This window comes from Mesorhizobium sp. KACC 23794, from assembly GCF_052180275.1.
Classification (GTDB): domain Bacteria; phylum Pseudomonadota; class Alphaproteobacteria; order Rhizobiales; family Rhizobiaceae; genus Kumtagia.
Map to the genome: position 1 here is coordinate 1,095,874 of NZ_CP197465.1, position 11,941 is coordinate 1,107,814.

11 protein-coding genes are annotated in these 11,941 nt (G+C 64.8%); 7 read left to right on the plus strand and 4 right to left on the minus strand.

Going from position 1 to position 11,941, the window contains the following annotated elements:
• The first annotated feature begins 16 nt into the window (after window positions 1-16).
• The 5 genes from ACSBOB_RS05545 to ACSBOB_RS05565 all read left to right on the plus strand — a co-directional run bounded on the left by ACSBOB_RS05545 (window position 17) and on the right by ACSBOB_RS05565 (window position 6,323).
• Window positions 17-640, plus strand: a complete 624-nt coding sequence (locus tag ACSBOB_RS05545; RefSeq protein ID WP_442581457.1) for an HD domain-containing protein — start codon at window positions 17-19, stop codon at window positions 638-640.
• On the plus strand, window positions 637-1,704 hold the full coding sequence (locus tag ACSBOB_RS05550; protein WP_442581458.1) for a carnitine 3-dehydrogenase: 1,068 nt from the start codon (window positions 637-639) through the stop codon (window positions 1,702-1,704). Before ACSBOB_RS05545 ends, ACSBOB_RS05550 begins: the two co-directional genes overlap by 4 nt.
• A gap of 147 nt (window positions 1,705-1,851) precedes the next feature.
• The gene (locus ACSBOB_RS05555) at window positions 1,852-3,015 is read left to right on the plus strand and encodes an acyl-CoA dehydrogenase family protein (protein WP_442581459.1); all 1,164 of its coding nucleotides are present in this window, start codon (window positions 1,852-1,854) and stop codon (window positions 3,013-3,015) included.
• A gap of 169 nt (window positions 3,016-3,184) precedes the next feature.
• Window positions 3,185-5,413, plus strand: a complete 2,229-nt coding sequence (locus ACSBOB_RS05560; protein WP_442581460.1) for an acetate--CoA ligase family protein — start codon at window positions 3,185-3,187, stop codon at window positions 5,411-5,413.
• Window positions 5,414-5,540: 127 nt separating this feature from the next.
• Window positions 5,541-6,323 carry a carnitinyl-CoA dehydratase gene (locus tag ACSBOB_RS05565; protein WP_442581461.1) on the plus strand — a complete coding sequence of 261 codons (783 nt, stop codon included), beginning with the start codon at window positions 5,541-5,543 and terminating at the stop codon, window positions 6,321-6,323.
• Between the two features lie 88 nt (window positions 6,324-6,411).
• Here the strand turns inward: ACSBOB_RS05565 and ACSBOB_RS05570 are convergent, their stop codons facing one another.
• The 4 genes from ACSBOB_RS05570 to puuE are packed head-to-tail and all read right to left on the minus strand — an operon-like array spanning window position 6,412 to window position 9,804.
• A complete protein-coding gene (locus ACSBOB_RS05570) occupies window positions 6,412-7,005 on the minus strand; it encodes a nucleoside deaminase (RefSeq protein WP_442581462.1) in 594 nt (197 codons plus the stop codon).
• Window positions 7,006-7,023: 18 nt separating this feature from the next.
• Entirely contained in the window at window positions 7,024-7,524 is a 501-nt protein-coding gene (locus ACSBOB_RS05575) for an ureidoglycolate lyase (RefSeq protein WP_442581463.1), read from the minus strand.
• Window positions 7,521-8,351, minus strand: coding sequence for a bifunctional allantoicase/(S)-ureidoglycine aminohydrolase (locus tag ACSBOB_RS05580; RefSeq protein ID WP_442581464.1), 831 nt, complete (start codon window positions 8,349-8,351; stop codon window positions 7,521-7,523). Before ACSBOB_RS05580 ends, ACSBOB_RS05575 begins: the two co-directional genes overlap by 4 nt.
• A gap of 10 nt (window positions 8,352-8,361) precedes the next feature.
• Window positions 8,362-9,804 carry an allantoinase PuuE gene (puuE, locus tag ACSBOB_RS05585; RefSeq protein WP_442581465.1) on the minus strand — a complete coding sequence of 481 codons (1,443 nt, stop codon included), beginning with the start codon at window positions 9,802-9,804 and terminating at the stop codon, window positions 8,362-8,364.
• Between the two features lie 173 nt (window positions 9,805-9,977).
• Between puuE and uraH the strand changes: the two genes are divergently transcribed.
• Window positions 9,978-10,343, plus strand: coding sequence for a hydroxyisourate hydrolase (gene uraH, locus ACSBOB_RS05590; protein WP_442581466.1), 366 nt, complete (start codon window positions 9,978-9,980; stop codon window positions 10,341-10,343).
• Between the two features lies 1 nt (window position 10,344).
• On the plus strand, window positions 10,345-11,820 hold the full coding sequence (xdhA, locus tag ACSBOB_RS05595) for a xanthine dehydrogenase small subunit (RefSeq protein WP_442581467.1): 1,476 nt from the start codon (window positions 10,345-10,347) through the stop codon (window positions 11,818-11,820).
• Window positions 11,821-11,941: the final 121 nt, after the last annotated feature.

Sequence of the window (11,941 nt, forward strand, 5' to 3'; positions counted from 1 at the left end):
GGCAGGGAGGCCGGTAGTGAGGACGGTCGAATTCACGGCGATGAAGGACGGGACGCGCGAGGAGTACGAGTTCCTCACCGCGCATGAGACCGACTATGCCGCAAAAACCGGCGAGCGGCTGCTCGATGCGCTGGTGCAACTCGACGAGGGTCTTTCCGGCTACAAGGTCACACGGCTCGGCCATTCGCTGCAGGCGGCGACGCGGGCATGGCGCGACGGTGCGGATGCTGACTGGATCGCCTGCGCGCTGCTGCACGACATCGGCGACATCTACGCGCCGTACAACCACGACGAATATGCCGCGACGATCCTGAAACCCTTTGTGCGCGAGCAATGCACCTGGGTGGTCGAGAAGCACGGCGACTTCCAGCGGCTGTATTGTGCGCATCATCTCGGCGGCGACCGCAACGCGCGGGAGAGATTTGCCGGGCACGCTTATTTCGACGATTGCGACCAGTTCTGCGAGCGCTGGGACCAGTCGAGTTTCGACCCCGACTACGAGACCTTCGGCGTCGATTTTTTCCGACCCATCGTGGCGGAGGTTTTCGGGCGAAAAGCCTATGATCCCCAGGTCATCCGCGCAGGTGTGCGCGTGGCGCCGACCGATCCCGAAACGGCAAGACAAAGAGCAAACGCATGAGCATCGTCAGCAAGGCAGCGGCAATCGGCGGCGGGGTGATCGGGGCGGGGTGGGTCGCGCGCCTGCTGCTCAACGGCATCGACGTCTCGATCTACGATCCCGACCCGGAAGCGTCCCGCAAGGTCGGCGAGGTGATGAAGGGCGCGCGGCGCGCCTACAGGCAGATGCTGCCGGACGGTCTGCCCAGGGAAGGCAAGCTGACTTTCGCCAAAACCATTGCCGAGGCGGTCAAGGATGCCGATTTCATCCAGGAAAGCGTGCCGGAGCGGCTCGACCTGAAACACAAGGTCTTGGCCGAGATCGACAAACACGCACCGGCCAATGCGCTGGTCGGCTCCTCGACCTCCGGCATAAAACCCTCCGACATGCAGACGGCGATGCAGCGGCCGGAGCGGCTGGTGGTCGGCCATCCGTTCAACCCGGTCTACCTGCTGCCGATCGTCGAGATCGTCGGCGGCAAGGACACGCTGCCCGAAGCCGTCGAGATGGCGAAGGAGATCTATGCCTCGATCGGCATGAAGCCGGTGGTCATCCGCAAGGAGATCGAGGCTTTTGTCGGTGACCGTCTGCTGGAGGCCGCCTGGCGCGAGGCGCTCTGGCTTATCAAGGACGGCATCTGCTCGGTCGAGGAACTCGACGACATCATGCGCTACGGTTTTGGCCTGCGCTGGGCGCAGATGGGCATGTTCCAGGTCTATCGCGTCGCCGGCGGCGAGGCGGGCATGCGCCACTTCATGGCGCAGTTCGGCCCTTGCCTGTCCTGGCCGTGGACCAAGCTGATGGACGTGCCGGAGTTCAACGACGAACTGGTCGACCTTATCGCCACGCAGTCGGACGAGCAGTCCGGCAAATGGTCGATCCGCGAACTGGAAAAGATCCGCGACGACAATCTGGTCGCCATCATGGAAGCGCTGGCCAGGCAGAACAAGGGCAAGGGCTGGGGCGCCGGCGAGCTTCACAACAGCTATACGAAACAACTTGCGAAGCTGGCGGCGAAGCCGAAGGCGTCGAAAGCCGCCGAGAAGGCCAGGGCGGAAAAGCCGAAGAAAAAGAAGAAGGGCTGAGACGATGGATTGCGGCTCGAAGGAAGAATGCAGGGAACAGTTTATTTTCTTTCCGCCTGCACAAGCCTTGAAGCACCTCCGCCTTTCCGCGGAAAGAAGTAAACTGTCCCCGACGGCCAGCCGCTCAACGTTGGCGGAGGCCTGACCATGGATTTCGGCCTTTCCGAGGAACAAAAACTCATCGTCGAGACGACGCGGGCCTTCGTCGAGAACGAACTTTATCCGCACGAGGCGGAGGTGGAGCGCACCGGCCATCTGCGCATGGACCTGATCAAGGAATTACAGGCCAAGGCGACCGCGGCCGGGCTCTATGCCGCCAACATGCCGGAGGATGTCGGCGGGGCGGGGCTCGATACGGTGACCTGGCTGCTCTACGAGAAGGAACTCGGCCGCGCCAATTATGCGCTGCACTGGACCTGCGTGGCGCGGCCCTCCAACATCCTGCTCGCCGGCACGCCGGAGCAGCGCGAAAAATATCTTTTCCCGTGTATCCGCGGCGAGAAGTGGGACTGTCTTGCCATGACCGAGCCGGGCGCGGGTTCGGACCTGCGCGGCATGAAGGCATCAGCCGTGCAGGATGGCGACGATTGGGTGCTCAACGGCACAAAACACTTCATCTCCCACGCAGACCTGGCGGATTTCGCCATCGTCTTCATGGCCTCCGGCGAGGAAGAATCGTCACGGGGAAAACGCAAAAAAATTACGGCCTTCTTCGTCGACAAGGGGACCAAGGGTTTTTCCGTGCGCGACGGCTATCGCAACGTGTCGCATCGCGGCTACACCAATTCGGTGCTGGAGTTCGACGACTGCCGGCTGCCGAAGGAGCAGGTGCTCGGAGAAGTCCACAAGGGTTTCGAGGTGGCGAATTCCTGGCTGGGCGCGACGCGCCTGCAGGTCGGCGCCACCTGTCTCGGCCGGGCCGAACGTGCGCTGCGCCATGCGATCGAATATGCCGCGCAGCGCGAGCAGTTCGGCCAGCAGATCGGAAAATTCCAGGGCGTGTCGTTCAAGCTGGCCGACATGGCGACGGAGTTGAAGGCGGCCGATCTGATGGTGTTCGAGGCCGGCTGGAAATACGACCAGGGCACGGTGACCGACCAGGACATGGCGATGGCCAAGCTGAAGGCCACCGAGGTGCTGGCCTATGTCGCCGACGAGGCGATCCAGATCCATGGCGGCATGGGGCTGATGGACGACCTGCCGCTGGAGCGCATCTGGCGCGACGCCCGGGTGGAGCGCATCTGGGAAGGCACGAGCGAAATCCAGAGGCACATTATCAGCCGGGCGCTGCTCAGGGCGGTGGGCGGATGATGGGGCCGACGCGGATTCTCCCTTCTCCCCCTGTGGGAGAAGGTGGCCGAGCGAAGCGAGGTCGGATGAGGGGTGTTCCAGCTTGGCGCTCCGTCCAACACCCCTCGTCCGTCTTGGCCTTCGGCCAATCCACCTTCTCCCACAAGGGGAGAAGGGGAGGTCGGCGCAAATGAACCGCCTCGAACGCCTGCTGCGTCCAAGGTCCATCGCCGTGATCGGCGGCGGGGCATTCGGCACGAATGTCGTCAAGCAATGCCTGAAGATGGGTTTTGCCGGCGACATCTGGCCCGTGCATCCGAGCAAGACCGAGGTCGAGGGGGTGAAAGCCTACAAAACCGTGGCCGAACTCCCCGGCGCGCCGGATGCGGCGTTTATCGGCGTGAACCGCCATCTCACCATCGAGATGGTGACGGCGCTGCGTGAAAAGGGAGCGGGCGGGGCGGTGTGTTTCGCGTCGGGGTTTCGCGAGACGGGGGCGTATGACGCGGAAGGCGAGGGGCTGCAGCAGGCGCTTCTGGAGGCGGCGGGCGACCTGCCGATCATCGGGCCGAACTGCTACGGGCTGATCAATTATGCCAACGGCGCGCTGCTGTGGCCGGACCAGCATGGCGGCATCCGCCTGGCCGAGGGCGCGACGGGTGCGGCGATCATCACCCAGTCGTCCAACATCGCGATCAACATGACGATGCAGGCGCGCGGCCTGCCGGTCTCCTACATCATGACCGCCGGCAACCAGGCGCAGACCGGGCTGTCCGAGATGGCGCTGGGGCTGATCGAGGATTCCCGCGTTTCCGTGCTCGGGTTGCATATCGAGGCGTTCGACAAGGTCGACGGATTCGAAAGACTTGCGGCGCGGGCGCGGGAACTGAAAAAGCCCATCGTCGCCATGAAGATCGGCCGTTCCGAGCAGGCGCGGGCCGGCACCGTGTCGCATACCGCTTCTCTGGCGGGCTCGGATGCAGCGTCGGACGCTTTTCTGAAACGGCTGGGCATCGCGCGGGTCAATTCCATCCCGTCTTTCCTGGAGGCACTGAAACTGCTGCATGCGCATGGACCGCTTGGCGGCTATCGGCTGTCGTCGATGAGCTGTTCGGGCGGCGAGGCGTCTGTGATGGCGGACAGCGCCGAGGGGCGAAAGGTCGGGTTTCCCGTGCTTTCCGATGAGCATCGGGCGCGGGTGAAGGCGACGCTGGGGCCGCTGGTGGCGGTGGCCAACCCGCTCGACTACCATACCTTCATCTGGAACAACGAGCCAGCGATGACCGCCACCTTCGGGGCGATGGTTTCGGGTGGCTTCGACCTCAACATCCTCGTGCTGGATTTCCCGCGCCGCGACCGCTGCTCGGATGTCGATTGGTGGACGACGCTCAACGCCTTCGAAAGCGGGCTGAAGGCGCATGGGGCGAAGGGCGCGGTGCTGGCCTCGCTGCCGGAAAACCTGCCGGAGGATTATGCGCCGGGCCTGATGGCGCGGGGCATGGTGCCGCTTTACGGGATCGCCGAGGCGCTCGATGCGGCGGAGGCGGCGGCGATGATCGGCGTGGCCTGGCGCAATTCCTCCCCCCTTGAGGGGGAGGTGCCCGCGAAGCGGGCGGTGGGGGTCATTTCAGAAGGCACCGCCAGAACGTGGAGCACTGCCGCAGCGACCCCACCCGGCCCTTCGGGCCGTCCTTCGGACCCCCTCAAGGGGGAGGGAACGCTCGACGAAGCCGCCGCGAAATCGCTGCTCGCAGAGGCCGGCGTTTTGGTTCCGGCCGGCCGGCGGGCGGCAAGCGTCGACGAGGCAATCGCCGCCGCTGACTCGCTTGGCTACCCGGTCGCGCTGAAGGCGATGGGCGTGGCGCACAAGTCTGAGGCCGGAGCGGTGAAGCTCAATCTGCGCGATGCCGCGTCGGTCGGCGAGGCTGCGGAAGTGTTGCTGCCGCTGGGCAGCGGGCTCTATGTCGAGCGCATGGTGCAGGGGGGCGTGGCCGAGCTGATCGTTGGTTTTACGCGCGATCCGTTGTTCGGGCCGGTGATGACGCTGGGTTCGGGCGGCGTGCTGGTGGAGCTCCTGAAGGATTCGGCGACCCTGCTCCTGCCGGCGTCGCGGGCTGAGATCGAGATGGCGCTTCGCGGGCTGAAACTGTTTCCGCTGCTGGACGGGTTCCGTGGGCGGCCGAAGGCCGATCTTGATGCGGCGGTAGGGGCGATCGAAAAACTGGCCGGTTTCGTGCTCGCGCATGCCGGTGAAATCGAGGAACTGGACGTCAATCCGCTGATCGTCTGCGCCGAGGGCGCCTGGGTCGCGGATGCGTTGATGGTGGCAAGCTTGGCGTCCCCCTCCCCCTTGAGGGGAGGGTCGATCGGCGGAGCCGATCGGGGAGGGGTCGCCTCCGTGGCCACCAACCGACTGTGATGCCGATACCGCTGCGATATGATAGCCTGGACGGCCGCAGGATGTGGAGCACTGCCGCACCAACCCCCTCCGGCCGCTTCGCGGCCACCTCCCCCTCAAGGGGGGAGGGAATGCTGGAGAACCTGCAATGACCGAAATCGTCACCACCCGGCGCGAGGGCGCGATCGTCGAAGTCACGCTGGACCGGCCGAAAGCCAACGCCATCGACCTGAAAACCTCTCGGCTGCTGGGCGAGACGTTTCGCGCTTTCCGCGACGATCCCGAGCTGAGGGTGGCTATCGTGAAGACGGCCGGCGAAAAATTCTTCTCGGCTGGATGGGACCTGAAGGCGGCCGCGGGCGGCGATGCGGTAGATGGCGACTATGGCGTCGGCGGCTTCGGCGGGCTGCAGGAACTGCGCGACATGAACAAGCCGGTCATTGCCTGCGTCAACGGCATGGCGGTCGGCGGTGGTTTTGAACTGGCACTGTCCTGCGACCTCATCTACGCCGCCGATCATGCGAGTTTTGCCCTGCCGGAAATCCGCGCCGGCACCTTGGCCGATGCCGCGACGGTGAAGCTGCCGAAGCGGATTCCGTATCACGTCGCCATGGACCTGCTGCTTACCGGCCGCTGGATGGACGTGGCCGAGGCGCATCGGTGGGGCCTGGTCAACGAGGTGTTGCCGAAGGAAAAACTGGAGGATCGCGTGTGGGAGATCGCCCGGCTGCTCGCCTCCGGGCCGCCGCTGGTGTTTGCCTCGATCAAGGAGGTGGCGCGTGAGGCCGAGGCCATGACCTTCCAGGATGCGATGAACTGGATCACCAAGCGCAAATTCCGCACGGTCGACGAACTCTATGCCTCGGAAGACGGGCAGGAAGGGTTTCGCGCCTTTGCGGAAAAGCGCGACCCGGTGTGGAAGGGGCGCTGAGGATTTTCGCCCTCTCTCCGGTAGTTCCATAGGGCAGCGCAGCAGGCCAGGCTATGATGGCCCGCGATCCGCAACCCCGCGACGGTGTTCAATTCAAAGGGATGTCGTTGTCGGTCTTGCCGTCCTGGTATTCTGCCGACAGGTCGTCGTAGCGGCGCGAGATGCCGGCGATGCGCGCTTCCAGCCGCTTGCGGTCGTCCTCGGGCAGGTCGCGCAGCAGGCGGCGGATCGAAAAGCTTTTCCAATAGGCGTTCTCGGCGTTGTAGCCGCCCGGACCGAGGGTGAAGACCTCCTTCAGGATCTTGAGATCATGCGGGATTGCAAAACTGTCGCGCGAATCCTCGTGGCTGAACAGGTAGTAGAAATTGTCGAAGCCGGTCCAGGTGATGGCCGACAGGCAAAGCGAGCAGGGCTCGTGGGTGGCTATGAACAGGCAATCCTTGGTGTCGGGCCGGTCGGCCTTCGGCATCTCGTAGAACCGCTTCAGGCAGTGAACCTCGCCGTGCCAGAGCGGGTTTTCGGTCTCGTTGTTGGTCTCGGCCATGACCAGCGAGCGGTCGTCCTTGCGCAGGATCGCGGCGCCGAACAGCTTGTTGCCGTGGGTTACGCCGTTGGCGGTCTTCGGAACGATGTCGTCCTCGATGACGTCGAGCAGGCGGTCGATCAGCGAAACGTCGGTCATGGCCTCACTCGGTGATGGTCAGTCTGGCAGCCGGACTTCGTAGGGTTCGTCGAAGAAGAACTCTTCCAGATTATTGCCGTCTCCGCCACGGTCGACAATGGCAAAATCCTGCGCTTCGCCGATCGGCGTCAGCACGCCATGCCAGGAATTGCGCGGATAGTTAATGCCTTGTCCGGATGCGGCGAGAAACGCATGCGGCATGCCGGGTTTCCCACCCTCGTCGTGGCAGACGACGACCAGGAAGGGTCGCGCGCCGAGCGGGATAAAGGCCTGGCTGCCGAAGGGATGGCGCTCGACCATAGCGAGCGTCAGCGGGAATTCATAGGGTGTGCCGCGCACGGTCGAGATCAGCACGCGGGCGTTGGGGCCGGTGGCGTCGGCGGTGGCCAGCGCGTGAAAACGTTCAGCCTTGCCGCCATTGATCGGGAAATGGTCGTCGGTCGTGCCGGCCTCGATGACCTCGCCGAACGGCTCGAAGTTCTCGCGCGTCAGCGGCTTCGCGGTGATGATTCTGGTCATGCGCGCAGACCCAGCTTCATGTGCCGGTTCACATCCTTGTAGAGCAGGTAGCGGAATTTTCCGGGGCCGCCGGCATAACAGGCCTGCGGGCAGAAGGCGCGCAGCCACATGAAGTCGCCGGCCTCGACCTCCACCCAGTCCTGGTTGAGCCGGTAGACAGCCTTGCCTTCCAGCACGTAGAGGCCGTGCTCCATAACATGGGTCTCGGCGAAGGGGATGACCGCGCCGGGCTCAAGCGTGACGATGTTGACGTGCATGTCATGGCGGATGTCGGCGGGATCGACGAAGCGCGTGGTCGCCCAGCGGCCGGCTGTGCCCGGCATGGACAGCGGCACGATGTCCTGTTCGTTGCGCACGAAGGCCTCCGGCACCTCGATGCCGTCGACGCGCTCGTACAGCTTGCGGACCCAGTGGAAGCCGCAGGTGGCCGCGCCGGTGTTGCGCAGGCTCCAGGCCGCGCCCGGCGGCAGATAGGCATAGCCGCCGGCCAGCATGCGGTGCGCCGTGCCTTCGATGGTCAGCGTCACCTCGCCGTCCATGACGAACAGCACGCCCTGAGCGCCGGGCTCGGGCTCGGGCCGGTCGCTGCCGCCGCCGGGCTCGACTTCCATGATGTATTGCGAGAACGTCTCGGAGAAGCCGGACAACGGACGGGCGATGACCCAGGCGCGGGTCTTGTCCCAGAAAGGCAGGTAGCTGGTGACGATGTCGCGCATGACGCCATGCGGGATCACCGCATAGGCTTCCGTGAACACGGCACGGCCCGTCAGCAACTGCTGCTGCGGGGGATGGCCGCCGGGAGGGGCTGTGTATCTGGGGCCGGCCATGCCGTTTCCTCTATTCTGGCAGCAAAGCGTTCAGGCGCAGCCGCGCGATGCGCTCCACCTGCTTGCAGGCGGTGGCGAATTCCGTCGCGTGGTCGCTGGCTATGCGTGTCCCGAAGGTTTTCAGAATGCTCGCCTTGGTGTTGTCGCGCACCGCGATGATGAAGGGAAAACCGAACTTTTCGACATAGGCGGTGTTCAGTTCGGTGAATTTTTGCCGCTCGGCGTCGGTCAGCGCGTCGAGGCCGGCGCTGGCCTGCTCGGAGGTCGATTCCGCAGTCAGGCGCTTTGCCTGCGCAAGCTTGCCGGCGAGATCGGGATGGGCTTTCAGCACGCCGAGCCGCTCGTCCTCGCTGGCCGAACGGAAGGCGCGGCAGAGCGCGTTGTGCAGGCCGCCGGCGCTGTCATGCGCCGGACCGAGCTCGAATTCGAAGGCGCGCTCGGCAATCCATGGGGAATGCTCGAAGATGCCGCCGAATTTTTCGACGAACACCTTTCGATCCATGCGTGATGGTCGCAGCGACGGGGCCTGGTAGGGATGCGTCTCGCGCCAGTGGCGGGCGATGTCGATGCGGCGCGGCAGCCAGACGCGCTCGTGCGACTTCACGTAGTCGATGAAACGCTGCAAGGCCAGTGCGCGGCCCGGGCGGCCGGCGAGCCGGCAGTGCAGGCCGATGTTCATCATGCGCGGGCGGCCGGCCTTGCCCTCGGCATAAAGCATGTCGAAGGAATCCTTCAGATAGGCGAAGAACTGGTCGCCATTTGTGAAGCCGGCCGAGATGGCGAAACGCATGTCGTTGGCGTCAAGCGTGTAGGGAATGATAAGCTGCGGCGCGATCGGGTTGCCGTGGCCGTCGTGGTCGAGCCAATAGGGCAGGTCGTCGTCATAGGTGTCGGAGATATAGGCGAAGCCGCCTTCCTCCGCCGCCAGCCGAACCGTGTTGACCGAGGTGCGGCCGGTGTACCAGCCGGTCGGCCGCGCGCCGGTGACTTCCTCGTGCAGGCGGATGGCTTCCGCCATATGCGCCCGCTCGTCCTCGGCTGAGGTGTCGCGGTAGTCGATCCATTTCAGCCCGTGCGAGGCGACCTCCCAGCCGGCCTCCTGCATGGCGGCGACCTGGTCGGGCGACCGGGCGAGCGCGGAGGCGACGCCGTAGCAGGTGGCCGGTACGTTCGCCTGCGTGAACATGCGGTGCAGCCGCCAGAAGCCGGCGCGGGCGCCGTATTCGTAGATCGATTCCATGTTCCAGTGGCGCAGGCCGGGCCAGGGCTGCGCGCCGGTTATCTCGGACAGGAAGGCTTCGGAGGCGGCGTCGCCATGCAGCACGCTGTTCTCGCCGCCCTCCTCGTAGTTGACCACGAACTGGACGGCGACATGGGCACCGCCCGGCCATTTCGGATCGGGTGGGTTCGCGCCGTAGCCGCGCATATCCCTGACGTAGCGTTTCGGGTTCATTGCCCCAGGCGTTTCCTCTTTTGACCGAAGGATATCGAAGGTGGCGCGCGTGCCATCCCCCCAAAAAATTTGAAAGTCTTTTTGTGGCGCTCCGCTTCACCCGGACTTATGCATGGCCTTTAATTGCCGCACAATTCATGATCGCATGGGAACGTACCCTGGAGGGAGGCCGAATGGCGAAGGCGGAAGGCGGGCGGCTGACGACCCATGTTCTGGACACCGCATCCGGCAAGCCGGCGGCGGCTCTGAAGATCGCGCTCTATCGCGTATCGGGGAATTCGCACCGGCTGCTCAAGACCGTCGAGACCAACGCCGACGGACGCTGCGACGCGCCGCTGCTCGAAGGGGCGGATTTCAAGACGGGACAATACGAGCTGATCTTCTTCGCGGGCGACTATCTGCGCGCCGCCGGCACAGCGCTGCCCGATCCCGCGTTCCTCGACCAGGTGCCGATCCGCTTCGGCCTGGCCGAACAGACGCACTACCACGTGCCGCTGTTGATTTCGCCCTACGGTTATTCCACCTATAGAGGAAGCTGACGTGGCCAAGGTGAAACCCAGGACCGAAATCCGCTTCATTCTCAACGGCAGGGACGTTTCGCTGAGCGATGTCGCGCCGGACGGGACGCTGCTCGACTGGCTGCGGCTGGACAGAGGGCTGTACGGCAGCAAGGAAGGTTGCGGCGAAGGCGACTGCGGCGCCTGCACCGTGCTGGTCGGCCGGCTCCTCGGCGGAAAACTCGCCTATGAAAGCGTCAATGCCTGCATCCGCTTCGTCGGCTCGCTGGACGCCACCCACGTCGTCACCATCGAGCACCTGAAGGGCAGCGACGGAAAGCTGCACCCGGTGCAGCAGGCGATGGTGGATTTCCACGGATCGCAATGCGGCTTCTGCACGCCGGGTTTCGTCATGTCGCTCTATGGGCTGTGGATGAAGTCGGCGACGCCTTCGGACGGCGAGATCGAGAAGGCGCTGCAGGGCAATCTCTGCCGCTGCACCGGCTACGAGGCGATCGTGCGCGCGGCAAAGGCGATTTCCAGCTATGGCAAGGCGGCGAAGGACCCGCTGATGGCCGAACGCAAGGCGATCATCGCGCGGCTTTCGGCGCTGAAGGACGGAAGCAGGGTGGAGATCGGCGAGGGCAGGAAGCGGCTTGTCGTTCCGGGTTCGCTCGACGATTTCGCAAAACTCTACAAGGATGAGCCCAAGGCAACCATCGTCGCGGGCTCCACCGATGTCGGGCTGTGGGTGACCAAGCAGATGCGCGACATCGCGCCGGCGGTGTTCATCGCCGGGCTGGACGAACTCAAGACGATCTCGGAAGTGGACGGCGCGATCAGCATCGGCGCCGGCGTCACCTATACCGAGGCGTTCTCGCTGCTCGCCAGACGCATTCCGGCGCTCGGCGCGCTGGTCAACCGCATCGGCGGCGAGCAGGTGCGCAACATGGGCACGATCGGCGGCAACGTCGCCAACGGCTCGCCCATCGGCGACACGCCGCCGCCGCTGATCGCGCTGGGGGCGCGGCTGACGCTGAGGCGCGGCGCGAAATCGCGGACGATACCGCTCGAGGATTTTTTCATCGCCTATGGCAAGCAGGATCGGCAGCCGGGCGAATTCGTCGAGCGCGCCATCGTGCCTCTGCCGGCGCGCGGCGAAAAATTCGCGGTCTACAAGGTGTCCAAGCGGCGCGACGAGGACATCACCTCGACGCTGGGCGCCTTCCGGCTTGCGGTGGCGCGCGACGGCACTGTGGCGGCGATCCGCATCGCCTTCGGCGGCATGGCGGCGACGCCGAAGCGGGCCTTCGCGGTCGAGGCGGCGCTGATCGGCAAGCCGTGGACGGAACAGACGGTCGAGGCGGCGATTGCGGCCTTCGAAACGGATTTCACGCCGCTGACCGATATGCGCGCCACGGCCGCCTACCGGATGCTGGCGGCGAAGAACCTGCTCAGGCGGTTTTTCATCGAGACGTCAGGGACCAAGGCGCCGGTGCAGGTCGGGCGGGCGGCGTGAAAATGAAGAATGCCGGGGACAGTTTACTTTCTTTCCGCGGAAAAGCTCCGGCAGTCGAGGGCTCGCGCAACCGGAAAAAAGTAAACTGTCCCCAGGCGCGACCTGTTGCGGACCTCTTCGT